The sequence below is a fragment of the Amaricoccus sp. genome (genome assembly GCF_036846665.1).
Lineage (GTDB): Bacteria > Pseudomonadota > Alphaproteobacteria > Rhodobacterales > Rhodobacteraceae > Amaricoccus.
Genome location: NZ_DAIUBO010000035.1, coordinates 1 through 22,807, shown reverse-complemented (window position 1 = coordinate 22,807; position 22,807 = coordinate 1). Strand labels below are relative to the sequence as shown.

The window sequence follows — 22,807 nt, the reverse complement described above, 5'->3', positions numbered from 1 at the left end:
CCAGGGCGCCGATGATCGGCAGCCCGAGCATGCGCTCGAGCTTTTGCGGCGCCATCTTCGCGTGCACGCCCTGCTGGAACTTGACCCACAGCCGCGGCACCGAGAAGAAAACCGTCGGCCGCGCGCGCCGCAGGTCGTCGGCAATTGCACCAACGGCGAGCTGGCGGGGCAGGCGGTGGTCATGCCCGCCTATGGCTGGCCCGAGGATGGTCGGCCGAGCGGAGTGCGCCGCGCCGGCTGGGGTGGCGGCTGGTGGTGGGGCTACGAGAAGACCGGCCCGCTGGTCTATCCCGATCTCGCGGTGGCGCTGCGCTGAGCGCGCGCCGTCAGAATTTGAGCGAAACCACCCGGGCGCGCGGAACCGGATCGGCCTCCGCCCGTTGCAGCGGCAGGGGCGCGCAGGCATCCTGGAGCACGCGCAGGAGACCGGTCCCGGGCGGGATCTCCGGCGCGCCGGGTCGACGGCCGCGGCTGACCTGCACCGCTAGCCGCCCGGCATCGGCCTCGGCGAAGAGCGCGCGCGGGCCGGTCGCGACATGCAGGCGCGAAACCACCACCGCCCGCCAGGGCGTGGCGGTCTCGCGCAGGGCGGCCGGCGCGGGCCGCGCGAAGGGCTCCTCTGCATGCAGCGCCGGGGCGGCGAGCAGGGCGGCGAGCAAGGTGGCGGCGACCAACGGGTGCGGGGTCATAATTGCCTTTCGGTTTGGGCAAGTCTGCCCCGCCATGGTTAGCGGGGGATTAACGCGATGATTCGGAACGAAACGAGAATTCTGGCGGCGCTGGCGCTGGCCGGCTGCGCCTCGACGGCCGCGCCGCCCGGCCTGACCACGGTTTCGGCCAGCCCGATCCCCGGCGCGGCGGCGCCGGTAGCGCGGGGCGAGACCCAGCTGATCGTGCGCGCGGTGCCGGCCGGGGGCGTGGGCGAGCTCCAGGGTGCGGCCTGCGAGGCGGTCTCGCCCTATTTCTCCGCGAGCTTCACCGCCCCGACGCGGCTCCTGATGCCGAGCTACGGCGCGGATTCGCCGGACATCACCGTCACCTGCACCGCCGGCGCCGCCTCCGGCTCTGTGGTGGCCGCCCCGACCCAGGTCTGGTCGAACGGGCTCGGCGGCTGGCCGGCGGTGGGCGTCTCGGTCGGCACCGGCAATGCCGGCGGCGTCGGGGTCGGCTTCGGCTGGTACGGCGGCGGCTACGGAGCCAGCGGCGGCGTCCCGGTGGTGCGCTACGGCGAGGTGCGCGTGCCGGTGCCCGTCGCGGGGGGCTGAGCGGCGGGGCTCAGTCCGCGCCGAGCCGGGCGTGGAGGAAGGCGATCACGTCCCGTCGCGCCGCCGGATCGGCGAGCCCCGCGAAGCCCATGCTGGTGCCGGGCAGGAAGCCGTCGGGATCGGCGATGAAGGCGTCGAGCGCCGCGTCGTTCCAGACGAGCCCGGCCGCGGCTGCCGCCCGCAGCGCCTCGGAATAGGCGAAGCCGCCCGAGGCCGCCGGCCGCCCCGCGACCCCGGCGAGCGAGGGCGCGGAATGCGGCTCGGCCTCGCTGTCGATGATGTGGCAGGCAGCGCAGATGCGGTAGGCATGCTCGCCGCGCGCGACCGCCGGATCATCCGCCGGCCGCATCGCATAGCCCGCCAGCACCAGGAGCCCCAGCGCCAGGCTTCCGACCAGGATCCATCGGTTGCGCATCGGTGGTCTCTTTTTTGCTCGGCCAGAGTCCCTGGAGCCTAGGGCCGCCGGCGGCGAGCGCAAGCCGCAACAGGAGAACGGAATCTGGCCTTGCGATCCCCTCCGCCGGGCCCGGCGTCACCGTTCCGCCAGGCGGCCGCCGCGGGGCAGTATCCGCCCCGCTCGGGTCGGGCGCTCCCCTCGTCTTGCTGCTATACTGATGGGCCTTTCGCCTGACCGACACCTTGGCCTCGGGGCCGGGCCCCGGGACAGGTAGATGGCCGCGCCCCGCACCGCCACGGGTCGACCGGGCTGGGGACACCCGGACGCGGGAGGGACAAGAGCCGCCGAGGAGGGCCGCTGGTATGGGGCGGACGAAGATGAAAGGATGAGCTCCACATGCCATCGCCCCGCAACCCGCAAGCGCGGCGATTGACCGCCTGGGAGGAAGCGTATCACTATCGTCCCCCGCCGGCAGGGGAGGAAGGCTTGGAGCGATCGTCGCTGACCCTCGGAATCGAGGAGGAATACCTCATCGTCGACCGCGAGACCCGCGACCTCGTCGCCGAGCCCGAGGCCGGCTTCCTCGAGGACTGCCGCGACGCGGTCGGCGACCAGGTGACCACTGAATTCCTGCAATGCCAGGTCGAGGTCGGCACGCGGCCCCATCCCGGCGTCGCCGAGGCGGTGGGGGAATTGCGCGCCCTGCGCGCGGCGGTGGCGGCGGCGGCGGGCGAATACGGCTATGCGGTCATCGCCGCCTCGACCCATCCCTTCGCCACCTGGCGGCGCCAGAGCCACACGCGCAAGGAACGCTACGACGGGCTCTGGAACGACATGGGCGCGGCCGCCTGGCGGATGCTGATCTGCGGCATGCACATCCATGCCGGGATCGAGGACGACGACGTGCGCATCGACATGATGAACCAGGTCTCCTACTTCCTGCCGCACATGCTCGCGCTCTCCTGTTCCTCGCCCTACTGGGAGGGCTCGGACACCCAGCTCGCCAGCTACCGCCTGACGGTCTTCGACGCCCTGCCGCGCACCGGTCTGCCGGACCGGCTCGACAGCTTCTCGGAGTTCCGCCGGCTGGTGGATCACCTGGTCACCGCCGGCTGCATCGAGGACGGCACCAAGCTCTGGTGGGACGTGCGGCCCTCGGCGCGCTTCCCCACGCTCGAGCAGCGGGTCACCGACGTCTGCCCGCGGCTTCCGGACGTGGCGGCACTCGCCGCCCTCTACCAGTCTCTGCTCGCGTTCCTGCACCGGCTGCGCGCCCAGAACCAGCGCTGGCGCATCTATCCCGCCACGCTGATCCGCGAGAACCGCTGGCGGGCGCAGCGCTACGGTGCCGAGGGCAAGCTGATCGACCACGGCCAGCGCAAGATGGTGCCCTTCGCGGATCTGATCGAGGAGCTGATCGAGTTCGTCGCCGGCGACGCCGCGGCGCTCGGCTGCGCCGAGGAACTCGCGGGCCTGCGCCGGATCCTCGCCGACGGCACCTCCGCCCATCGCCAGCGCCGCGCCTATGCCGCCGCGCGCGAGGCCGGCGAGGACGATGCCGGCGCGCTGCGCCACGTGGTCGACACGCTGATCGGGGAATTCCTCGCCGAATAGGGCAGGGCGGGAGGGATGGAGCCATGCGGCGGCGGATCACCACCGGATCGGAATTCGAGCGCGACTTCGCCTACAGCCGGGCGGTGGTGCAGGGCGAGTGGTGCTTCGTCTCGGGCACCACCGGCTACGACTACGCCGCCATGAAGATGCCCGAGGGAGCCGCGGCCCAGGCCGAGGCGGCGCTCGCCACCATCGGTAGGGCGCTGCGCGAGGCGGGCTTTTCCTTCGAGGACGTGGTGCGCAGCGTGGTCTATCTCGTGGATCCCGCCGACCACGCGGCGATCGCCCCGGCGCTGCGCGCCTGTTTCGGCGAGGTCCGCCCGGCCAATACCACCGTGGTCACCGCGCTGATCCGCCCCGAGATGCGGGTCGAGATCGAGGTCACCGCGCTCCGGCGCGCCTAGGCCGACCGCCGGGGCATCGGAAATCCGCCCGTGCTTTCCGAAAGGCTCGACCGGATATGACACGGGTCCGCAGGGCCACGATCCCAACACCGTCTCTGGACGTTCGTGCGGGGTTCACGGCGCCCTCCGGCTGAGGCGACGGAAGCGCAGCGAGAGCACCAGGATCGAGACCACGCTCGCGACCAGGATCCCCTGGTAGATCCCCGCCAGCCCCTGGCCCGCGGGAAAGGCCAGCAGCCACGCCCCGGGCACCATCACCAGCCAGTAGCTGCCGAAATGCAGGGTCGTGGGCACCCAGGTGTCGCCACGGCCGCGGCAGGCGTGGTTCATCACCGCCTGCCCGCCGTCGAAGAGCGTCGCGAGCAGCACCCAGACCAAGACCGGCGCCGCGCCCGCGACCACCGCCGGGTCCGAGGTGAAGATGCCGAGGAAGAAGCCCGGCGCCAGCGCCACCGCCAGCGCCGCAGCACCGGTGAAGAGGCTCGCGAGCCCCAGCCCGACCCAGCCGGCCATCGCCACGCCCGCCGGGTCGCCACGCCCCCAGGCATTGCCGACCCTGACCTGCGTCGCGCCCGCCAGTCCGGCGGCGATCATGAAGATCAGCGCGAGGAACTGGAAGAGCACCCCATGCGCCGCCAGGGCCAGCGTCCCGAGCCAGCCCACCAGGATCGTCATCACCGTGAAGGCCGAGGCCTCGAAGAGATAGGAGCCGCCCGAGGCGAGGCCGATGCGCGTCTGCTCCGCCACGGGCGGCGTCCGGCCGGCCGCGCCGAGCCCGATGCCGTAGCGCCGCCGCTCCGGCAGCAGGAAGCGCAGGTAGAGCAGGAGGAGGAGCGCCAGCAGCGCGAAGGTGATGACCGTCGCCAGCGCGCAGCCCCGCGCGCCGAGCGCCGGCAGCGGGCCCGCGCCGAAGACGAGCACCACGTTCAAACCGAGGTTCAGGACGTTGCCCAGGAGGATCGCCACCAGCCCGACCATCGGCCGCTGAAGGGCTTCGAGGAACGCGGCGCTGACGTAGAAGATCGCCACGAAAGGCATGGAGAAGGCCAGCACGCGAGCCACCGCGCCCGCCCGCGCGGCGATCGCCGCATCCTGCCCGGTTAGGAGGAACAGCGAAGGCGCGAGCTGCAGCACCGCGGTGATCGCGAGCCCCGTCGCGCCGGCGAAGACCAGCCCGCGCCGCCAGATGGCCGCGGCGGCGAGGTCGTTGCCCGCCCCGGTCTCCCGGGCCACCAGCACCGGCACGCCCATCATCAGGCCGAAGACCATGGCGATGAGGCTGTCCTGGATCGCCTGGCCGAGCACGTAGTCCGAAAGCGGCCCGGCGCCGGCGCGCCCGAGCACGATCACGTCCATGGTGTGCATCGTGACGATGCCCACCCGGGCTAGCATCATCGGCCAGGCGAGCGCCAGCGTCCGGCGCAGATGCCGCCCTAGGCCGTTCTCGCCAGGAACCGCACCAAACGCCGGCGCGCCCATGGACGGCGCGCCCGCCGGCGCCGCGCGGTCACTCGCCGAGCGCTTCGTTGAGCTTGGCCTCGAAATCGGCGTAGTTCATGTTGCTGACCTTGGTCCCGTTGATCAGGAAGGTCGGCGTCGCGTCGATGCCGTCGGCGGCGGCGTTCTTCTGGAATTCCGCTACCAACGCCTCGGCGAACGCCCGGTCGGTGACGCAGGCCTGCATCTCCTCGTCGGTCAGCCCGGCCTGGCGGCCGATCGAATAGAGCTCCTTCATCATCGGCTCGCTGTCGAAGGCCCCCGACCATTCCGCCTGCCGCTCGAAGAGCAGGTCCACGATGCCGAAATAGCGGTCCGCCGGCGCGCAGCGCGCGATCATCGCCGCCCAGAGGCTCGGCCGGTTGAAATAGACCTCGCGGTAGACCAGTCGCACCTTGCCGGTGTCGATGAAGTTCTCCTTGATCTGCGGAAAGACCTCCTCCTGGAAGGCCTTGCAATGCGGGCAGGTGAACATCGCGTATTCGACGAGCGTCACCGGCGCGTCGGGCGAGCCCATGGTCATCTCGACGATCTCGCGGGCCTGGGCCCATCCGGCGCGGGGCAGGGCGAGCGCGGCCAGCGAGAGGGCAAGGGCGGTGCGGCGGGACAGGGCAGGGGTCATGGATCAGCGTTCCGATTACTGGGACTTCGCCCTGCGGGTTATCACATTTCGCGCCAATGTCTCCAAGGCTCTTCGCAGATCGTCATCACCGATGCTTGAAAGGGTCTCCGCGACGGCGCCGAGATCGGCGGGCGGGGCGCCGGCCTCGGCCGGCACGAAGGCCGCGGGCGGCTCGGCGAATCCCTGCCGGGCGGGGACGAGCTGGATGCGCCCGACGCTGCCCGGGCCGAGCACCGCCTCAATGCGCTCGCGCAGCTGCGGCAGCATCATCTGAACCTGCGGCCCGAGCGCGGGCGCCACCTCGAGCGTCAGCAGCCCCCCGGCCGGCCCGCGCGCGCTCACCAGCTTCGCCGGGCGGCAGAGCCGCGCGATCTCCGCCCCGGCGATCTCGGGCCAGAGCGCCTGGAGCCGCGCCTGCAGGAAGCCCCGCCGCGCCGCGACGGTCCGCATCTGCGGCGCGATCAGCCCACCCGCGCGGGTGAAGCCGCGGCCGCGCCGCCCCCGGGCGGCCCCCTGCTTGCCCTTGCGCGGATCGTCGGCCATGAACTGTCTCCGGAGCCTCGGGAACGAGGCATATCCGCACGCGGCGCGATTGTCAGGGAGAAAGCGATGGAGGTCGAGGGAGCGCGCGAGACCCGGCTCGCGGCGGTGCTGCTCGCCTGGTACGATCGCCACGCCCGCGACCTGCCCTGGCGGGTCGGCCCGGCGGCGCGGGCGGGTGGCGAGCGCCCCGATCCCTATCGCGTCTGGCTCTCCGAGGTGATGCTGCAGCAGACCACCGTCGCCGCCGTGCGCGGCCGCTATGCCGCCTTCCTCGCGCGCTGGCCGCGGGTCGAGGCGCTGGCCGCGGCACCCGAGGCCGACATCATGGCCGCCTGGGCGGGCCTGGGCTATTACGCCCGCGCCCGCAACCTGATCGCCTGTGCCCGGGCGGTGGCGCGCGACCATGCCGGGCGCTTCCCAGACAGCGAAGAGGGGCTGCGCGGCTTGCCCGGCATCGGCGCCTATACCGCCGCTGCCATCGCCGCCATCGCCTTCGACCGTCCCGCCACCGTCGTCGACGGCAATGTCGAGCGGGTCATGGCCCGCCTCCACGCGGTCGAGACGCCGCTGCCCGAAGCCAAGCCGCAGCTCACCGGCCTCGCCGCGCGGCTCACCCCCATGGCGCGCAGCGGCGACTATGCCCAGGCGGTCATGGATCTCGGGGCGACGATCTGCACGCCGCGCGCCCCGGTCTGCGGCCTCTGTCCGTGGCGCGCCGATTGCGCCGCCCGTCGCGCGGGCATCGCCGAAACCCTGCCCCGCAAGGCCGAGAAGGCCGCGAAGCCCGTCCGCCGCGGCTTCGTCTGGCTCGCGCTCCGCCGCGACGGCGCCGTCCTCGTCGAGACCCGGCCCGCTTCCGGCCTGCTCGGCGGCATGCTCGCGCTGCCCTCCGGCCCCTGGGGCGAAGGCGCGCCTGAAGGCGTTCCGCCGCTGGCCGCCGACTGGCGCGACCTCGGCGTCGAGGTCCGCCACACCTTCACCCATTTCCACCTGCGGCTGGCCCTCGCCGGCGCCCGCGTCGCCGCCGCTCCCGGCGACTTCCGCCCCGCCGCCGAGGCCGGCCCGGCGATGCCCACGGTGATGCGCAAGGCGCTGCGCCTCGGCCTCGCCGCGATGGACGCCGGCGGCGACTGATTGCCCCGCCCCGGCGCCGGTTCCCCGGTGGCGCCTCCCCCTTCTCTTCGTGGATTTGGCAAGGACGGATCCGCGCGCGGCTGCCTGCCGTCACGCCAAAGGCGTGCTTCCGCCAGACGACAGGCGCGACAAGCGCGCCCAACCTGTCAGGCGCGCGCGGATCACCCACCAGCGGTGAAACCCCGCTACCCACGGCCATTGCGTTCGCGTGCTGCGGCCAGAGTCGGCCGTTCGGCGCGCCGGTCAGAAGCGGAGGTTGAGCGCGAGCGCGGCGCGGGGCGGGGCGCCGCTGGCCTCGGTCAGCGAGAGGTCGAGCGCATCCCCGGGGGCGAGGCGGTGCGAGGCCTCGAGGCGCAGGGAGGCGGCCTCGGCGCCGTCCGCCCGGAGCGCGCCGCCGAGCTCGACCGCGAGGCGCGAGGCCTCGGTCAGGTCGAGCGAGGCGCGCGAACTGCCCGCGGCCGCCTCGGGCGCCACGGCGAGCCGGGTGGCGAGGCTGGCGCGGCGGCCGAGCGGGCGGTCGAAGCTGACCGTCAGCGCCGGCGCGGCGTCGAGCGGCTGGGCGAGGCGCAGCTCCGCATGGCCTTCGGGCAGCTCCGGGCGCAGCCCGAGAAAGAGCGCGAGCTCGCCCGCCCGCGCCGGATCGGCCAGCGTGCCGCCGGAGACCCCGCCGAAGACCGGCCCCGCGCGTCCCTCAACCTCGCCGCGCAGCTGCGCCTCGCCGGCGATGCGGAACCGCGCCGCGATCCCGGGCGGATCGGCCCCCGCAGGGGCGGCGGCGAGGAGGAGGCAGAGGAGCAGGCGGCGCATGGCGGCCTCGTCGCGATGTGCTCCAGAGGGCGCCGACGGTGGTTAAGGGCGGGTTAACGGCGGGGGGTTGATGCGAGTAGCGTGGCGGAATTCGCGTGGGTGCCCATAGCGCTCTACTTGGGGAAGAGCGGGCTCTCCATAAGGTGCGGCGCGCGAAGTGGTGAACCTGGTCGTGCAGCCGGGCGCGTCGGGGGGTATTTGAGCGCACTGGCTGAGGGGGTGCGCGCGCACGCATTGCTCGCTGTCGAGTGAGCCAAATCACAATTTCGCGATCGGCGATATTTCACCTATCCGGCTGTGGATATTCAGCTATCCTGTGCTACAGGAAAGAGTAGACACCATATGGAGTGATGAATGTCGAAGTCGAAGACATTCCCGATTGGCCGGGACTCGAAGACTGGAGAGTTCCTTCCCGTAGCGGAAGCCAAGAAGAGGCCGAACACCACCACGGTTGAGCGCATGCCCAAGCCGGGCTACGGTGACACCAAGGCTCCTAAGAAGAAATGAACCAATGTGCTCGTCCGGAGCTAACCGACGGGCACATTCATCAGGCTTTCAATTCTCTCTGGCACACCATATTCTCTGTCATTGCCGCACGGGGTGCGGGCGAGTTTGACCATAACCCACTTGAGGCTGACGGGGTGGCCATTGGAAAAGAAGCCGGGAAAGTACTATGCTGTTGGCAGAAGCGCTTCGAGCGGCCGTTACGGCTCTGTCAACGAGATAAATGTACGAGGTGGGGAGAGTATCACTGTTGTCAATGAGCGCATTTACTCTCGTGCGCTGAACCAAGCGGACCGAAAACTCGGCAGGATCATAGTCGGGCAGATTGGCCGCGATGCAAAGACTGGAATCGTCGGCTCCGTGAAAGGAGCGCGGAAGTCATAGGCATCAGTGGTGGAGAAGGCTATGCCGAGCGGCAGTCCGAGGAAATAGCGTTGCTGTGAATGACATAAATGTCAAGCTACAATGCAGTATTTGAGAAATTCGTTGATGCAGCTCAGGATGACCAATCGGAGATTGTTGGCATCATTGCTTATGGAATCTACAAGACCGCAAAACGTGAGTGGGTAATCGACTTCAAGGAAAGAGAACAGAGATCCCCTACGGAGGCTGAATTACTAGCATATGTCTCTACGTGGACGGAGTCCAGAGTCGACGGCGCGAAGCAAAATGCCGCGCAGGTGATCGCTGAATTCGCGCAGACCATTCTCGATGAGCAGGAGCCGCGAGTTCTTCGCGCAGCTTTGCGGGGTAGATTCTGGCCCGCCGTCTGGCAGTCCGTGGTTGGAGCAGCCTTGTATACAGTGCTGCTGATTGTTGTCGCCCTGATACTATCATTCTCGGGCGTGGATTTGCTGAGTATTCTCGCGAATACGCGCGTGCCGTCGGAGTAAGATTTCTAGAACTCAGGGGCCATCAAATTGTCTAGCCATCCATCTTCAGCGCGTTGATGAAGGCCTCCTGCGGGATCTCGACGCGGCCGAACTGGCGCATCTTCTTCTTGCCGGCCTTCTGCTTCTCCAGGAGCTTGCGTTTCCGCGTGATGTCGCCGCCGTAGCATTTGGCGGTGACGTCCTTGCGCAAGGCCGAGATCGTCTCGCGGGCGATGATGCGGCCGCCGATCGCGGCCTGGATCGGGATCTTGAAGAGGTGCTGGGGGATCAGCTCCTTGAGCTTCTCGACCATGGCGCGGCCGCGGGCGTCGGCGCGGGCGCGGTGGACCATGGTGGAGAGGGCGTCGACCGGCTCGTCGTTGACGAGGATCTGCATCTTGACGAGGTCGTCCTCCTGGTAGCCGGTGAGGTGGTAGTCGAAGGAGGCGTAGCCCTTGGTGACGGATTTCAGCCGGTCGTAGAAGTCGAAGACGACCTCGTTGAGCGGCAGGTCGTAGACCACCATGGCGCGGGAGCCGGCGTAGGTGAGGTCGAGCTGGACGCCGCGGCGGTCCTGGCAGAGCTTGAGCACGTCGCCGAGAAATTCGTCGGGCACGAGGATCGTCGCCTTGATGCGCGGCTCCTCGATGTGGTCGATCCTGACCGGGTCGGGCATGTCGGCGGGGTTGTGGAGCTCGACCATGGTGCCGTCGGTCCTGAAGACGCGGTAGATGACCGACGGCGCGGTGGTGATGAGGTCGAGGTCGTATTCGCGCTCGAGCCGGTCGCGGATCACCTCCAGGTGCAGGAGGCCGAGAAAGCCGCAGCGGAAGCCGAAGCCGAGCGCGGCCGAGGTCTCCATCTCGGAGGAGAAGGAGGCGTCGTTGAGCTGGAGCTTCTCGATGGCGTCGCGCAGGGCGGGGAAGTCGTTGGCGTCGACCGGGAAGAGGCCGCAGAAGACCACCGGGATCGACGGCTGGAAGCCGGGCAGCGTCGTCTCGCAGCCCTTGCGCTCGGTGGTGATGGTGTCGCCGACCCGGGTGTCGCGCACCTGCTTGATCGAGGCGGTCAGGAAGCCGATCTCGCCGGGGCCGAGCTCGTCGGCGGGCAGCATTCCGGGGCGGAAGGTGCCGATGCGCTCGACCGGGTAGAGCGCGCCCGTTTGCATCATGCGGATGCGGTCGCCCTTCCGGAGGATGCCGTCGTAGACGCGGATCAGCACGACGACGCCGAGGTAGGGGTCGTACCATGAATCGACCAGCATGGCCCTGAGCGGCGCGGTGCGGTCGCCCTTGGGCGCCGGCAGGCGGGTGACGATGGCTTCGAGCACGTCGCCGATGCCGATGCCGGTCTTGGCGGAGATGCGGATCGCGTCCTGGGCCTCGATGCCGATCACGTCCTCGATCTGCTCGATGACGCGTTCGGGCTCGGCGGCGGGCAGGTCGATCTTGTTGAGCACGGGCACGATCTCGTGGCCGGCGTCGATGGCCTGGTAGACATTGGCGAGCGTCTGGGCCTCGACGCCCTGGGAGGCGTCGACCACGAGGAGCGAGCCCTCGACGGCGCGCATGGAGCGCGAGACCTCGTAAGCGAAATCGACATGGCCCGGCGTGTCGATGAGGTTGAGGACGTAGCTCTCGCCGTCCTTCGCGCGGTATTCGAGGCGGACGGTCTGGGCCTTGATGGTGATGCCGCGCTCGCGCTCGATGTCCATGGAATCGAGCAGCTGCTCCTTCATCTCGCGGTCCGAGACGGTGCCCGTGGCCTGGATCAGCCGGTCGGCCAGGGTGGATTTCCCGTGGTCGATATGGGCGACGATGGAGAAGTTGCGGATGCGCGCGATGTCGGTCATGGCGCGCGGTATGCGGCGGATTTCCGCGAGCCGTCAAGGGGAGGCGGGGGCGCCGCGGGACCCGAGCCCAGGGCCGGGAAAAGGCCGCGCCCGGCACGGTCCGCAGGGCATTCCCGAGGGCCGGGGGCGCGGGCCGCAGGGTGGGGGATCCCTGGTGCGTCCGGGATGAGGGGCGGCGACGAGGGTCGCTGATACTTGCAGCAGAATGAGGGCGGCGCCCGGCCGGTCAGCCGGGCCCGGCGCGTGCGGCTTCCACGAGGTTGCGGATGACCTGCGGATCGATGCCCGCGTCGTCCCGGGGCAGGGGGCGGGCGACGGGCGCCTCGGCGGTTTCGGGGGCCAGCGGCAGGGTCGGGGCCGGTCCGGGCTTGGCATCGCCGGCGAGCCAGATCTCGACGGTGCCCGGTGCCGGCCGGTTCGCGGTTTCGGCGAAGTCGCGCGCCTCGATGGCGCCGACCGGCGTCACCCCGAGCGCCGCGGCGATCTCCCCGGCGACGGCCGCGTCCTCCGCGTGATAGTAGCGCAGGTTGCTGCGGCCGACCTCGAGCCGCACCGGGACGAGCCCGGCGACCGGCAGGCCCTGGTCGGAGAGCGCGGCGAGGACCGCCTCGGTGGTGGCGGAGGGCGCGCCCGCGGGCACGTGGAGAAAGATGCGGGCGTCTTCCATGGCGGTCATGGCGCCGGGCGCCGCCGCTGCCGGGGTCTGGGCCGGCTCGGCGGTCACGACCGGGGCCGGGGCCGTGGCGGGCTCGGCCTCCGGAAGCGACAGGCGCACCGGCTCCACCACCGCCTCCGGGCGGGAGCGGGCGGGCGTCGCGATGGCGGCGGTCTCGGGGCCGGGGGAGGGATCGGCGGCCTCGGCGGCGGGCGGGATCGCCGCGGTCTCGGCCGGGAGGGGCAGGGGCGCGGGGTCGCGGCCCCCTAAGAGCAGCGCCGCGGCCGCGATCACGCCGAGCGCGATGCTGGAGCCGAGGAGGGCCGCGAGCCGGGTGCGGCGGCGCGGCATCGCCAGTTCCAGCACGCCCGAGGCGGCCGAGAAGGCGCCCGAGGCCGCCGACATGGCCCCCGCGGCGGAGGGAAGGCGGGCGGCATGGGCGGTGGCGCGGATCGCCGCGCGCGGGGCCGGCAGGGAGGACCAGAGAGCGCCGCGCGGTTCCTTGCCGGCCCGCGGCGCGCCGGGGTCGCCCGGCCGTTCCCCGGCGGCGCGTGCCCGCCGGGCCAGCGCGAGTTCCCGTCGCGCGCGCGCTTCGGCGACGCGCCGCTCCCAATCGACCGGATCGAGATCTATGCCCGAATGGAACCCGGAATTCGGGCCCGATGCCTGTTGTGCCATGCCTCTGCCCCGGCGCCGCCGTTTCGTCTTGCGCCTTGTCTGCTCTGGCCTTTGCGGCCTTTATTGCCTCGCAGAGTAGCGCAATTCGGCCACAGCGAGCGAGGACTTTTTCGATAGGCGGAATCTTGCCGGCGCCCTGCGGGCGCGTCGGCGAATCAGCGCTTGCGGGAGGATTTCCGGGCCTTGGATGCCTTGGACTTCTTGGCCTTCGGTCCCGAGCGGTGCTTGCCGGAACCGGCGGCCTTCCTGGTGGATTTCCGCGATGTTTCCAGCAATTTACCGGAGATCCTTCGGATATCGATGGAGCCGAGCGGCGGGCCGTCGAAAAGGCGTTCAGGGCGGATCTCCGCGGGGGCTGTTGCGAGGCCGGTGAGGATTGCGGTGACGAGGCCGGGCAGGGAGGGCGCCGCCGGCCGGTTGCGCGTGCTCATGCGCGTCACGCTGCCCGCGGGGCGCAGACCTTCGGGGCGCGGCTGCGGGCGGCTGGCGGCGTCGAGCCGGGCCAGGGTCAGCGCGGAGCCGAGGAATTGCGCGGGCGCGGCGGGGGCGGCCAGTGCGAGCTGCGCGGCCGGCAGGGCGGGTGCCGCGCTCGATCCGGGCTGGAAGGGTGTCCGGACCGCGACGCCCGCGACCGGGGCCGGCGCCGGTGCGGCTGCGAGCCGGAGCAGGGATGCGGCGGGGAGGGAGGCGGCGACGAGGCCGAGGGCAAGGCCGAGCGCGAAGCCGCGATGGAAGCGGCGCAGGGGCCTCGGCGAAGGGGGTGCCTCGACGGCCTGGGGCGGCAGGGCCGGCCCGTTGCGTTCGGCGAGCACCCGGCTGCGCCGCTGGCGTGCCTCGGCCAGCCGGACGGCGAAGGCGGCGGGGTCGAACAGCTCCGCAACCGTCGGGGCGGCGCCGCCGGTCGGGGACGGGTCGTGCGGCTCGGCCATGGCCGGGAGTTTCCCTTGCGTCCGTTTGCTTTGCTGCGGGAATGTTAACGCGATGCATGCCGGGAGACCAGCCCGCCGGGAAGGGTCCGCGCCGGGGTGGCGGATGGTTGCCCGTGCCTGGCATCCGGCGCGGAGGTTGCTCCAGCGGCCCTCGCCGTCGATCATCATCCCGCCCCGGGGGTGAGATACCCAGCCCGATCGACCCGCGGCGATCGGGCTGCGTGGGCCCTGCCGGGGGCAGGCGCACTTCGCACGCCGTCCAGGGCCGAGGCGTCCCGATCCTCGACCGGCCGGACGGCTGCACCCCCCTATCCCTGCGGCGTGCGCCTCCGGGCGACCGGACCGGGCGACGCGCCGCAGGCGCCTCGCCTATCCGTTCCGGGGGAACGCTCTGCGGGCTGCGCGGGGTGCGGCCTTTTTGCTTGCCCGAGGCTTGGCCGCGAGGTCGCGCCGCCGCCATGGGGACGGGCCCCGTCCGAAGCGGTCACGCGGAGAGCATATCAGTCGACGAGCGTGGCCTCGGTGGCGGCGCGTACCTCGTCGAAGGTGACGCCGTCGGCGAGTTCAGTGACCTTCAGCCCGCCGGAGACCACGTCGAAGACACCAAGATTGGTGATGATGCGATCGACCACCGCCTTGCCGGTGAGCGGCAGGGTGCATTCCTTGAGCAGCTTGCTCTCGCCGTGCTTGGAGGTGTGGTCCATGATGACGACGACACGCTTGACGCCGGCCACGAGATCCATCGCCCCGCCCATGCCCTTGACGAGCTTGCCGGGGATCATCCAGTTCGCCAGGTCGCCCGCTTCGGAAACCTCCATCGCGCCGAGGATCGCCATGGCGATCTTGCCGCCCCGGATCATGCCGAAGGAGGTGGCGCTGTCGAAATAGGCGGTGCGCGAGAGCTCGGTCACGGTCTGCTTGCCGGCGTTTATCAGGTCGGGATCGACCTCGTCCTCGGTCGGGAAGGGGCCGATGCCGAGCATGCCGTTCTCGGATTGCAGCGTCACGTCGATGCCGTCGGGGATGAAATTCGCCACCAGGGTGGGAATGCCGATCCCGAGATTGACATACATGCCGTCCTCGAGCTCCTGCGCGGCGCGGGCGGCCATTTCTCCACGGGTCCAGGGCATGGAACGATCCTCCGTCAGGCGCTGCGCACGGTGCGCTGCTCGATGCGTTTCTCGTGGTGATCCTCGATCAGGCGATGCACGTAGATGCCGGGCAGGTGGATGTGGTCGGGGTCGAGCGATCCGCGCGGCACGATCTCCTCGACCTCGGCGACGCAGACCCGGCCGCACATCGCTGCGGGCGGGTTAAAGTTGCGCGCGGTCTTGCGGAAGACGAGGTTGCCGGTGTCGTCGGCCTTCCAGCCCTTGACGATGGCAAGATCGGTGACGATGGCCCGCTCGAGGATATAGGTCTCGCCGTCGAAATCCTTGTGTTCCTTGTTCTCGGCGATGACGGTGCCGACGCCGGTCCGGGTGTAGAAGCCTGGTATGCCGCAGCCGCCGGCGCGCATGCGCTCGGCCAGCGTGCCCTGCGGGTTGAATTCGAGCTCGAGCTCGCCCGAGAGGTACTGGCGCATGAATTCGGCGTTCTCGCCGACATAGGAGGAGATCATCTTCCGGATCTGCCGGCTCCGCAGCAGGATGCCGAGGCCGAAATCGTCGACGCCGCAATTGTTCGAGGCGACGGTCAGATCCTTCACGCCGGACTCGCGGATGGCGAGGATCAGGTTCTCGGGAATGCCGCAGAGGCCGAACCCGCCGGCGGCGATGGTCATTCCGTCGAAGAGCAGACCGTCGAGCGCTGCAGTGGCGGATCCGTAGACCTTCTGCATCCTGTTCCCCCTCGTGAGCCATTTGTGCAGATGCGAAGCACACCCCTGCATCCGGGATGCGCGCCCGGCTGTCAAGGGCTCCGAGGTGCCGGGTCGGGGAGGTCGTATTGGTCCGCGCGATCGGGTTCGGCGGAGTCTCGGGCGCGCCTAGCGTCACCATCCCGCCCTTGCGCCAGCACGGGCAGCGCCCGCCCCGCCCCAGGCGAGCGCTTCGCTTCCGCCCGGGTCGGGCGCTGCCCTCGTCTTGTGGCGGGACCGTCGTGCCGGGAACGGCGAGTTCCGAATGTGCTCGCCCCGGGGGCCGGGTCAGGCCGCCGCGAGGATGCCGTCGATTTCCGCCAGCAGGGCGGCGATCTCGGTGGCGGCGGTGGAGCGGCGGGCGATCTCGGGCGCGGTTCGGCCGGTGATCATGGCCTGGCTGAAGGCGACGCGGTTGCCGAGGCTCGGCGCGAGGATGCGGTCCCGGGCGGGACCGAGGGCGTCGAGCACCTCCTCGAGCCCGCCGAGGCGCGGGGGCACGCGGTTGAGCAGGATGCGGACCGGGGTTCCGAGCCGCGCCGCGGCCTCGATCACCCGCGCGCTCGCCCAGGCGTCCATCACCGAGGGCTGGCAGGGCACGATGACGAGGCCGCTCTCGCGGATGGTGCTGTCGAGCAGCGTGGAGGCGGCGCCGGGGCAATCGACCAGCACGCGGTCATGGCTGCGCGACGCGGCGCGGATGTCGGGCCCGGCGCGGTAGTCGCGCGAGTCGATCAGATCCATCGCCGGATCCTCGCGCAGGCCGGCCCAGCGGGTCAGCGATTTCTGCGGATCGAGGTCGATCAGCGCCACCCGTCTTCCGGCGGCGGCCCAGGCGGCGGCGAGGTTCGCCAGTGTAGTGGTCTTTCCGGCGCCGCCCTTCTGCTGGGCAAAAGTGATGACATGGCCCATATGGTGTGCTCCTGCCCCTCAACCTACAGTATCTGGGAATTGCCTGCCGGGGAAGGGCCTTCTCGCGCAAACTCTGGCCCGGAGGGCGCTTCCATGCGGCGGGCCGATGCGCTATCCGAGTGCTCAAATCGCTTAGAGCGGTGGCCGGGGCTGGGACATGGAGGCGAGCCATGGATGATTGGTGGCGGGGTTGCGTGATCTACCAGATCTACCCGCGGTCGTTCCAGGACACGGACGGCGACGGGATCGGCGATCTGCCGGGCATCATCGCGCGGCTCGACCACGTGGCGAAGCTCGGGGCCGATGCGGTCTGGCTCTCGCCGATCTTCCGCTCGCCCATGGCCGACATGGGCTACGACGTCTCGGACTATTGCGACATCGATCCGCTCTTCGGCGGGCTCGCCGATTTCGACGCGCTGCTCGCCCGTGCCCATGAGCTGGGGCTCAAGGTGATCATCGACATGGTCCTGAGCCACAGCTCGGACCAGCATCCCTGGTTCGTGGAGAGCCGGGCGAACCGGGACAATCCGCGCGCTGACTGGTATGTCTGGGCCGATCCCGGTCCCGACGGGATGCCGCCCAACAACTGGGTCTCGGTCTTCGGCGGGCCGGCCTGGGAATGGGACAGCCGGCGCCGGCAGTATTACCTGCACAACTTCCTGACCGCGCAGCCCGACCTCAATTTCCACAATCCCGAGGTCCAGGAGGCGATGCTGGAGATCATGCGCTTCTGGCTGGAGCGCGGCGTGGACGGGTTCCGGCTCGACACGGTCAACTACTATTTCCACGACCGCAAGCTGCGCCCGAACCCGCCGGCGTCGCGCGACGATCCGCATCCTTCGGTCAATCCCTACGAGATGCAGGACCACCGCTATCAGAAGAACCGCCCCGACAACCTCGCCTTCCTCGGGCGGATGCGGGCGCTGATGGACCGATACGACGAAAGGGTGCTGATCGGCGAGGTGGGCGAGACGCCGCAGCGGGCGATCGAGATCATGGCGGAATACACCCGCGGCGCCGGGCGGCTGCACATGGCCTATTCCTTCGACATGCTTGGCCCGGAGTTCAGCGCGCGGCATTTCCGCTCGCGCATCGCGAAGTACTTCAAGGCGGCGCCGGACGGCTGGCCCTGCTGGAGCTTCTCCAACCACGACGTGGAGCGGCACGTGACGCGCTGGGCGAAGCACGCGGCGGCGGAGGATGCGCTGGCGCGGCAGGCGGTGGCGATGCTCCTGAGCTTTCCGGGATCGGCCTGCCTCTATCAGGGCGAGGAGCTGGGGCTGCCGGAATCAGAGCTCGACTTCGACGAGCTGACCGATCCGCCGGGGATCCGCTTCTGGCCGGAATACAAGGGGCGGGACGGCTGCCGGACGCCCATGCCCTGGACCAAGGCCAGGAACGCGGGCTTCACGCGGGGAACGCCCTGGCTGCCGATCAAGGCGCCGCAGGCGGCGCGCAACGTCGCGGGCGAGGAGCGCGACGCGGGGTCGGTGCTCGCCTTCTACCGCGCGATGCTGGCCTGGCGACGCAGCCAGCCGGCGCTCGGCATGGGGAGCGTGCGCTTCTTCAAGACCGCCGAGCCGGTGCTGGCGTTCCGGCGCACCGGGCCGGACGGGATGATCGCCTGCGTCTTCAACCTCTCGGCCTCGGGGGTCGCGGTGAAGCTGCGCGAGCTGGAGCCGATCGTGGGTGCGCCGGTCCAGGACGCGCGGATCGAGGGCGGCGTGCTGCGGCTGGGGCCGAACGGCTTCGCCTTCCTGGCGCCGACCGGCGGGGCCGATGCCGGGCGGGTCGTCTTCAAGGGCTGATCGCGCGCGCGGGCGTTCTATTCTCTAGGAAGCTGGCTGGAGGTGCGGAATGGCGATCGACGTGGTGGAAGGCAAGGCGGTGACGGTCCGGTTCGACGGGAGCCGGTGCATTCATTCGCGGCGCTGCGTGATGGGGGCGCCGACCGCGTTCCGGGCCAATGTGAAGGGCTCCTGGATCGATCCCGACAGCGTGGAGGCCGAGGCGGTGATGCGCGTCGCGCTGGCCTGCCCGTCCGGTGCGATCACGGTGGAGCGCAGGGACGGCGGTACGCCCGAGGGGCCGCCGGCGGCGAACCAGATGCAGGTGCGCGAGAACGGGCCGCTGGCGATCCATGCCGATCTCGAGATCGCGGGGCAGGGCAGGATGTATCGCGCCACGCTCTGCCGCTGCGGGATGTCGAAATCGAAGCCCTTCTGCGACAATTCCCATGTGGCGGTGGGCTTCGTCGCCACGGGGGAGCCGGCGGCGCGGGAGATGGCGCTGGGCATTCCGGACCTGACCGGGCCGGTGCTGGTGGAGCCGCAGCCCAACGGGCCGCTGAAGATCACCGGCCGCCTGGAGGTGGCCTCGGGGACCGGCCGGGCGGTCAACCGCATCGAGAAGGCCTTCTTCTGCCGCTGCGGGCATTCGGCGAACAAGCCCTATTGCGACGGCTCGCACAAGCGGGTGGGCTTCCGCTCGGAGTGAGAGGGCGGGGCGGGGGCTGCCCGGCGGTGCCCGCCGGGCGGGATGGTGACGTCGGGCGCGCCCCAAACTTCGGTGGACGCGGTCGTGTCGGCCAATGCGATCGCCCCGGGGCAGGTGCCGGTGGCAATGGAAAAAGCGCCGGACTCGGTGTAGGATCTGCGTGTTCTTTCGGGCCGGTCAAGATGGGCGGGACGCCAAGACGCACCGGGGATTACACGATCGAGCGGCGCCTCGGCGAGGTCGAGCGGCTGCACCTGCAGGGTGAGGTTCTCGCCGCCGAGACCGGGGAGATGCTGGACTGCATCGGCGTCGGGAAGGGCTGGGCCTGCCTCGATCTGGGCTGCGGTCCGCGCGGGATCACCCGGGAGCTGAGCCGACGGGTCGGGCCGGAGGGGCGCGTGACCGGGCTGGATTTCGACGAGGCCTTCGTCGAGATCGCCCGCGCCGAGGCGGCGGCCAATACCAACTTCCTCGCCGGGGACGCCTATGCCACCGGCCTGCCCGATGCGGACTTCGACCTGGTGCATGTGCGCTTCCTGGCCTCGACCGCCGGCCAGCCGGAGCGCCTGGTGGCCGAGGCGCTGCGGCTGGCGCGGCCGGGCGGGGTCGTCGCCTTTCAGGAGGCCGATTTCCTGACACTCAACTGCTATCCGCCGCATCCGGCCTGGAAGGCCCTACGTGACGCCTTGGCCAGCTGTTTTCCCCAGACGGGCGAGGATCCCACGGCCCAGCGGATCTTCCGGCTGCTGCGCTCGGGCGGGCTGCGTGAGGTCGAATACCGGCCGGTGCTGGTCGGGGTGCGCTCCGGCGATCCCTGGCAGGATTATCTGCCGGCGACGATCGAATCCCTGCGCGGCGCGGTGATCGCCCGCGGGCTGATCCCTGAGGCGATGTTCGACCGCCAGCTCGCCGAATGCCGCCGGCATCTCGCCGAGGTGGAGACGGTCTTCACCTCCTATACTGTCGTCCAGACCTGGGGGCGGGTCGCGTCGCCGGGAAATTGACGGGGGTCACGGCGCCCCGGCGCGGGCCTTGCCCTCGAGCCAGGCGGTGATCAGCGCGCGGTGGCGCGAGCCGTCGAAGCTCGGGAAATGGCCGCCGTGCACGACGCGCACCGGCAGGCGCAGCAGGCGCTCCATGCTGCGCAGGTAGTCGGCGGCATCGGCGTGATAGGTGTCCTCGACCAGCGGGCCGTCGTAGAGGATGTCGCCGGAGAAGAGGATGCCGCTCGCGGCTTCCCAGAGCGCGATGCCGCCCGGGGAATGGCCGGGAGTGTGGATCACCTCGAAATGCCGGTCGCCGAGATCGATGATATCGCCGTCCGCGAGCAGGCGCGTCGCGGGCGCGGCCTTCACCGCATAGCGGGTCGAGCGATAGGGGGCGGGCGGCAGCCGGGTGAAGATCGCATCGGTCGCATAGGGATCGGCGAGGGTATCGGCGCGGGTCGGATGGGCGAGCAGCCCGGCCTCGGCGGCATGGACGAGGCGCGAGGGGAATTCGTGGTGGCTGCCGATATGGTCGAAATGCGTGTGGCTCGCCACCGCCTCGAGGCCGCGCTCGCTGACCAGCGGCACCCATTCGCGCAGCGAGACCACGCCCATGCCGCTGTCGACCAGCATGTCGCGGTCGCGGCCGCGCACATGCCAGATGTTGCAGCGGTAGAATTCCTCGATCCAGGGTTCGTCGATCATGTTCACGCCGTCGCCGACCCGCCGGATGCGGTACCAATCCTCGGGGCGGGCGCGCGGCGGCGTCATGTCACGACTGCCTCTGGCAAGGGGGCGGTGCCTCCCGCCGGGGCGGGTTCCGATCGGCCGGTTTCAGCGCCTGGACCACCGGGGTGCCGGAAATCAGTCCGGCCCCGCGTCGAGGCGGGCGATGCGGCCGCGGTAGGGGTAGCGCGGATCCGAATAGGCGGGGGCCGGCGTATGCCCCGGGGCGCAGAAGCGGTCGAGCGCGGCCTCGTCGTCGGCGCCGTAGTCGATCTCGAACGCCCGCAGGTAGCTGGTCATCTGCGCCACGGATTTCGGGCCGATCAGCACGCTGGCGACGGCGGAATTGGCCAGCACCCAGCGGATTGCGAGGGCGATCGGCTCGCGGCCGCTCGCTTCGGCCTGTTCCGCAAAGGCGTTCGCGGCGGCGATGGTCTCCGGGCGGAATTCGGTCTCGAGCAGCCGGGCGTCGCCGCGCGCGGCGCGCGAGCCCTCCGGGACGGTCTCGCCGCGGTACTTGCCGGTGAGCACGCCTCGGGCGAGCGGCGAATAGGTGACGGCGCCGATGCCGAAATGCCGGCAGGCGGGCAGGTATTCCGCCTCCGCCACCCGGTTGAGCAGGTGGTAATAGGGCTGGGCGGCGATGGGCCGGGCGACGCCGAGGCCGTCGGCGAGGCGGATCATCTCGGCGATCTTCCAGGCGCGGAAGTTCGAGAATCCCCAGCCGCGGATCCGCCCCGAGGCGATCAGCTCGCCCAAAGTGCCGATCGTCTCCTCGAGCGGCGTCGCGTTGTCGTCGGCATGGAGATAGTAGAGGTCGATGAACTCGGTGCGCAGGCGGTTGAGGGATCCCTCGAGCGCGGCGAGGATCCATTGGCGCGAGATGCCGCCCGAGCCCGGCTGGTCCCGCATCGGATTGCCGACCTTGGTGGCGATAACCACCTCCGCGCGGTGGCGCTCGAGCCATGTCCCGAGGATGGTCTCGGAGCCGCCCTGGGCATAGACGTCGGCGGTGTCGATGAAGTCGCCGCCCGCCGCCCGGTATGTGTCGAGGATGCGGAATGCCTCGGTGGCGTCGGCCTGGTCGCCGAACATCATGGCGCCGAGGCAGAGCCGGGCGACCTGCGGGCCCTCGTGGGAAAGGCGGTCGCGTGGGAGCGGTTTCATGGATGTCCTCGGGGATCGGCCCCTTGATGCCTGGATGACTCGCGCGTCCCTTCTTCCTGCCCGGTAAGGGCCGCCCTGTCGAGATCGCGGTTTCCTCGCGGGCTCGTTCCGGGATGGCGCCGGCGGCGAGCGCCTGGCCGATGAACATGGCTAAATGTCCTTCGGCAGCCGGGCTTCACGTCCTGCGGCGCGTCTGCCGCATGGCGGAGCGGTCCGGGCGCAGCACGGCGGCGGTCTGGGCGTGGACGCGGTCGAAGAGCGTCTCCGAATGGTGGGGGGCGTTGACGAGGATCAGGCCGGAGCCGGTCATGCCGCGCGTGGGCGGGGCGCGGAAGGTCGCCTCGTCGACCAGCACGGGCAGGGGGGCGAGGTGGGACTTCAGGGTCTCGTGCCGCATGGCGGGCAGGATCGGGTACCAGAGCAGGACCGTCGCCTCGGGCCATTTGCGGATCAGGGCGGTGACGAATCTCGCCGCAGCCGCGTAATCGGATTTGAGCTCGTAGGAGGGGTCGATCAGGACGAGGCCCTTGCGCGGCCGGAAGGGGGCGAGGGCGAGCGCGCCCTCGAAGCCGTCGCGGCGATGGATCGCCGCGCCGGATCCCGCGAAATTTCCCGTCAGTGCGCCATGTTCCGCCGGGTGCAGCTCGAAGAGCACCATGCGGTCCTGGTCGCGCAGGAGGTTCCCGGCGACGAGGGGAGAGCCCGGATAGGCGACGGGGCCGTGCAGGTCGCGGCTGCGGAGGACGGCGCGGCCGAAGGGCGTGGCGGGGGCGGGGGCGAGGCGGCCGACGCCCGCCGCGGCCTCGCCGGGCTTCAGGGCCTCGGGCGCGGCGAGATCGTAGAGGGCCCGGCCGGCATGGGTCTCGACGTAGCTGATTCCCCGCGGCTT

Annotated in this window: 25 protein-coding genes; 10 read left to right on the top strand and 15 right to left on the bottom strand. The window is 70.7% G+C overall.

Translation table 11 applies throughout. From position 1 onward, the window contains the following. On the top strand, positions 1–316 hold a 316-nt coding region (locus V7050_RS05550), incomplete at its 5' end, for a hypothetical protein (protein WP_324410346.1). 10 nt (positions 317–326) lie between these two features. On the opposite strand, the gene V7050_RS05545 is transcribed toward V7050_RS05550, so the two are convergent. Then, positions 327–689 carry a hypothetical protein gene (locus V7050_RS05545; RefSeq protein WP_324410344.1) on the bottom strand — a complete coding sequence of 121 codons (363 nt, stop codon included), beginning with the start codon at positions 687–689 and terminating at the stop codon, positions 327–329. 57 nt (positions 690–746) lie between these two features. Here V7050_RS05545 and V7050_RS05540 point away from each other — a divergent pair, with 57 nt between their 5' ends. Continuing rightward, a complete protein-coding gene (locus V7050_RS05540; RefSeq protein WP_324366431.1) occupies positions 747–1,265 on the top strand; it encodes a hypothetical protein in 519 nt (172 codons plus the stop codon). Positions 1,266–1,275: 10 nt separating this feature from the next. On the opposite strand, the gene V7050_RS05535 is transcribed toward V7050_RS05540, so the two are convergent. Further along, positions 1,276–1,680: a c-type cytochrome gene (locus V7050_RS05535; RefSeq protein ID WP_324366429.1), complete on the bottom strand. Its 405-nt coding sequence runs from the start codon at positions 1,678–1,680 to the stop codon at positions 1,276–1,278. A gap of 468 nt (positions 1,681–2,148) precedes the next feature. On the opposite strand from V7050_RS05535, the gene V7050_RS05530 reads away from it, so the two are divergent. Together V7050_RS05530 and V7050_RS05525 are read left to right on the top strand one after the other, a co-directional pair. Continuing rightward, positions 2,149–3,276 (top strand): carboxylate-amine ligase, encoded by a 1,128-nt coding sequence (locus tag V7050_RS05530; RefSeq protein WP_324366427.1) that lies wholly within the window; start codon positions 2,149–2,151, stop codon positions 3,274–3,276. A gap of 23 nt (positions 3,277–3,299) precedes the next feature. Further along, positions 3,300–3,680, top strand: coding sequence for a RidA family protein (locus V7050_RS05525; protein WP_324366425.1), 381 nt, complete (start codon positions 3,300–3,302; stop codon positions 3,678–3,680). 114 nt (positions 3,681–3,794) lie between these two features. Here the strand turns inward: V7050_RS05525 and V7050_RS05520 are convergent, their stop codons facing one another. Genes V7050_RS05520 through V7050_RS05510 form a run of 3 tightly spaced genes read right to left on the bottom strand, consistent with a single transcriptional unit; the run spans position 3,795 to position 6,342 of the window. Beyond that, positions 3,795–5,159: an MATE family efflux transporter gene (locus tag V7050_RS05520; RefSeq protein WP_324366423.1), complete on the bottom strand. Its 1,365-nt coding sequence runs from the start codon at positions 5,157–5,159 to the stop codon at positions 3,795–3,797. A gap of 28 nt (positions 5,160–5,187) precedes the next feature. Next, the gene (locus tag V7050_RS05515; RefSeq protein ID WP_324366421.1) at positions 5,188–5,799 is read right to left on the bottom strand and encodes a DsbA family protein; all 612 of its coding nucleotides are present in this window, start codon (positions 5,797–5,799) and stop codon (positions 5,188–5,190) included. A gap of 15 nt (positions 5,800–5,814) precedes the next feature. Then, complete coding sequence (locus V7050_RS05510; protein ID WP_324366420.1) at positions 5,815–6,342, bottom strand: DUF721 domain-containing protein; 528 nt, start codon at positions 6,340–6,342, stop codon at positions 5,815–5,817. 66 nt (positions 6,343–6,408) lie between these two features. Here V7050_RS05510 and mutY point away from each other — a divergent pair, with 66 nt between their 5' ends. Beyond that, the gene (gene mutY / locus V7050_RS05505; RefSeq protein ID WP_324366418.1) at positions 6,409–7,476 is read left to right on the top strand and encodes an A/G-specific adenine glycosylase; all 1,068 of its coding nucleotides are present in this window, start codon (positions 6,409–6,411) and stop codon (positions 7,474–7,476) included. Between the two features lie 243 nt (positions 7,477–7,719). Here mutY and V7050_RS05500 read toward each other — a convergent pair whose 3' ends face one another. After that, positions 7,720–8,283 (bottom strand): hypothetical protein, encoded by a 564-nt coding sequence (locus V7050_RS05500; RefSeq protein ID WP_324366416.1) that lies wholly within the window; start codon positions 8,281–8,283, stop codon positions 7,720–7,722. Positions 8,284–8,637: 354 nt separating this feature from the next. On the opposite strand from V7050_RS05500, the gene V7050_RS05495 reads away from it, so the two are divergent. Together V7050_RS05495 and V7050_RS05490 are read left to right on the top strand one after the other, a co-directional pair. Then, positions 8,638–8,790 (top strand): hypothetical protein, encoded by a 153-nt coding sequence (locus V7050_RS05495; RefSeq protein ID WP_324366414.1) that lies wholly within the window; start codon positions 8,638–8,640, stop codon positions 8,788–8,790. Between the two features lie 449 nt (positions 8,791–9,239). Continuing rightward, positions 9,240–9,680 carry a hypothetical protein gene (locus tag V7050_RS05490; RefSeq protein WP_324366412.1) on the top strand — a complete coding sequence of 147 codons (441 nt, stop codon included), beginning with the start codon at positions 9,240–9,242 and terminating at the stop codon, positions 9,678–9,680. Positions 9,681–9,711: 31 nt separating this feature from the next. On the opposite strand, the gene lepA is transcribed toward V7050_RS05490, so the two are convergent. The 6 genes from lepA to V7050_RS05460 all read right to left on the bottom strand — a co-directional run bounded on the left by lepA (position 9,712) and on the right by V7050_RS05460 (position 16,543). Next, positions 9,712–11,511, bottom strand: a complete 1,800-nt coding sequence (gene lepA, locus V7050_RS05485) for a translation elongation factor 4 (RefSeq protein ID WP_324366410.1) — start codon at positions 11,509–11,511, stop codon at positions 9,712–9,714. 226 nt (positions 11,512–11,737) lie between these two features. After that, positions 11,738–12,844 carry a hypothetical protein gene (locus tag V7050_RS05480; protein WP_324373756.1) on the bottom strand — a complete coding sequence of 369 codons (1,107 nt, stop codon included), beginning with the start codon at positions 12,842–12,844 and terminating at the stop codon, positions 11,738–11,740. Positions 12,845–12,999: 155 nt separating this feature from the next. Then, the gene (locus V7050_RS05475; RefSeq protein ID WP_324410342.1) at positions 13,000–13,941 is read right to left on the bottom strand and encodes a hypothetical protein; all 942 of its coding nucleotides are present in this window, start codon (positions 13,939–13,941) and stop codon (positions 13,000–13,002) included. 332 nt (positions 13,942–14,273) lie between these two features. Further along, positions 14,274–14,903, bottom strand: coding sequence for a CoA transferase subunit B (locus tag V7050_RS05470; protein WP_324368752.1), 630 nt, complete (start codon positions 14,901–14,903; stop codon positions 14,274–14,276). A gap of 14 nt (positions 14,904–14,917) precedes the next feature. Continuing rightward, the gene (locus tag V7050_RS05465; RefSeq protein ID WP_324368750.1) at positions 14,918–15,613 is read right to left on the bottom strand and encodes a CoA transferase subunit A; all 696 of its coding nucleotides are present in this window, start codon (positions 15,611–15,613) and stop codon (positions 14,918–14,920) included. Positions 15,614–15,919: 306 nt separating this feature from the next. Further along, on the bottom strand, positions 15,920–16,543 hold the full coding sequence (locus V7050_RS05460) for a ParA family protein (protein WP_324368748.1): 624 nt from the start codon (positions 16,541–16,543) through the stop codon (positions 15,920–15,922). Between the two features lie 170 nt (positions 16,544–16,713). Between V7050_RS05460 and V7050_RS05455 the strand changes: the two genes are divergently transcribed. The 3 genes from V7050_RS05455 (at position 16,714) to V7050_RS05445 (ending at position 20,043) form a co-directional block, all read left to right on the top strand. Then, positions 16,714–18,351 carry an alpha-glucosidase gene (locus tag V7050_RS05455; protein ID WP_324368746.1) on the top strand — a complete coding sequence of 546 codons (1,638 nt, stop codon included), beginning with the start codon at positions 16,714–16,716 and terminating at the stop codon, positions 18,349–18,351. Between the two features lie 49 nt (positions 18,352–18,400). Beyond that, positions 18,401–19,039: a CDGSH iron-sulfur domain-containing protein gene (locus V7050_RS05450; RefSeq protein ID WP_324368744.1), complete on the top strand. Its 639-nt coding sequence runs from the start codon at positions 18,401–18,403 to the stop codon at positions 19,037–19,039. A 182-nt stretch (positions 19,040–19,221) separates the two neighbouring features. Next, complete coding sequence (locus V7050_RS05445; protein WP_324368741.1) at positions 19,222–20,043, top strand: class I SAM-dependent methyltransferase; 822 nt, start codon at positions 19,222–19,224, stop codon at positions 20,041–20,043. A 6-nt stretch (positions 20,044–20,049) separates the two neighbouring features. Here V7050_RS05445 and V7050_RS05440 read toward each other — a convergent pair whose 3' ends face one another. The 3 genes from V7050_RS05440 to rlmJ all read right to left on the bottom strand — a co-directional run. After that, positions 20,050–20,796, bottom strand: a complete 747-nt coding sequence (locus V7050_RS05440; protein ID WP_324368739.1) for an MBL fold metallo-hydrolase — start codon at positions 20,794–20,796, stop codon at positions 20,050–20,052. A gap of 93 nt (positions 20,797–20,889) precedes the next feature. Beyond that, complete coding sequence (locus V7050_RS05435) at positions 20,890–21,918, bottom strand: aldo/keto reductase (RefSeq protein ID WP_324368738.1); 1,029 nt, start codon at positions 21,916–21,918, stop codon at positions 20,890–20,892. A 175-nt stretch (positions 21,919–22,093) separates the two neighbouring features. Continuing rightward, positions 22,094–22,807 (bottom strand): 23S rRNA (adenine(2030)-N(6))-methyltransferase RlmJ (gene rlmJ / locus V7050_RS05430; protein WP_324410340.1); only part of this gene is annotated, 714 nt, incomplete at its 5' end.

Bases quoted from the DNA above. Each gene is read 5' to 3' on its own strand.
- V7050_RS05475 (WP_324410342.1), bottom strand. From the start codon at position 13,941: ATGATGATCGACGGCGAGGGCCGCTGGAGCAACCTCCGCGCCGGATGC.
- V7050_RS05520 (WP_324366423.1), bottom strand. From the start codon at position 5,159: ATGGGCGCGCCGGCGTTTGGTGCGGTTCCTGGCGAGAACGGCCTAGGG.
- V7050_RS05480 (WP_324373756.1), bottom strand. From the start codon at position 12,844: ATGGCACAACAGGCATCGGGCCCGAATTCCGGGTTCCATTCGGGCATA.
- V7050_RS05525 (WP_324366425.1), top strand. From the start codon at position 3,300: ATGCGGCGGCGGATCACCACCGGATCGGAATTCGAGCGCGACTTCGCC.
- lepA (WP_324366410.1), bottom strand. From the start codon at position 11,511: ATGACCGACATCGCGCGCATCCGCAACTTCTCCATCGTCGCCCATATC.
- V7050_RS05500 (WP_324366416.1), bottom strand. From the start codon at position 8,283: ATGCGCCGCCTGCTCCTCTGCCTCCTCCTCGCCGCCGCCCCTGCGGGG.
- V7050_RS05495 (WP_324366414.1), top strand. From the start codon at position 8,638: ATGTCGAAGTCGAAGACATTCCCGATTGGCCGGGACTCGAAGACTGGA.
- V7050_RS05510 (WP_324366420.1), bottom strand. From the start codon at position 6,342: ATGGCCGACGATCCGCGCAAGGGCAAGCAGGGGGCCGCCCGGGGGCGG.
- V7050_RS05490 (WP_324366412.1), top strand. From the start codon at position 9,240: ATGTCAAGCTACAATGCAGTATTTGAGAAATTCGTTGATGCAGCTCAG.
- V7050_RS05460 (WP_324368748.1), bottom strand. From the start codon at position 16,543: ATGGGCCATGTCATCACTTTTGCCCAGCAGAAGGGCGGCGCCGGAAAG.
- V7050_RS05435 (WP_324368738.1), bottom strand. From the start codon at position 21,918: ATGAAACCGCTCCCACGCGACCGCCTTTCCCACGAGGGCCCGCAGGTC.
- V7050_RS05440 (WP_324368739.1), bottom strand. From the start codon at position 20,796: ATGACGCCGCCGCGCGCCCGCCCCGAGGATTGGTACCGCATCCGGCGG.
- V7050_RS05545 (WP_324410344.1), bottom strand. From the start codon at position 689: ATGACCCCGCACCCGTTGGTCGCCGCCACCTTGCTCGCCGCCCTGCTC.
- V7050_RS05465 (WP_324368750.1), bottom strand. From the start codon at position 15,613: ATGCAGAAGGTCTACGGATCCGCCACTGCAGCGCTCGACGGTCTGCTC.
- V7050_RS05535 (WP_324366429.1), bottom strand. From the start codon at position 1,680: ATGCGCAACCGATGGATCCTGGTCGGAAGCCTGGCGCTGGGGCTCCTG.
- V7050_RS05540 (WP_324366431.1), top strand. From the start codon at position 747: ATGATTCGGAACGAAACGAGAATTCTGGCGGCGCTGGCGCTGGCCGGC.
- V7050_RS05470 (WP_324368752.1), bottom strand. From the start codon at position 14,903: ATGCCCTGGACCCGTGGAGAAATGGCCGCCCGCGCCGCGCAGGAGCTC.
- mutY (WP_324366418.1), top strand. From the start codon at position 6,409: ATGGAGGTCGAGGGAGCGCGCGAGACCCGGCTCGCGGCGGTGCTGCTC.
- V7050_RS05515 (WP_324366421.1), bottom strand. From the start codon at position 5,799: ATGACCCCTGCCCTGTCCCGCCGCACCGCCCTTGCCCTCTCGCTGGCC.
- V7050_RS05450 (WP_324368744.1), top strand. From the start codon at position 18,401: ATGGCGATCGACGTGGTGGAAGGCAAGGCGGTGACGGTCCGGTTCGAC.
- V7050_RS05455 (WP_324368746.1), top strand. From the start codon at position 16,714: ATGGATGATTGGTGGCGGGGTTGCGTGATCTACCAGATCTACCCGCGG.
- V7050_RS05445 (WP_324368741.1), top strand. From the start codon at position 19,222: ATGGGCGGGACGCCAAGACGCACCGGGGATTACACGATCGAGCGGCGC.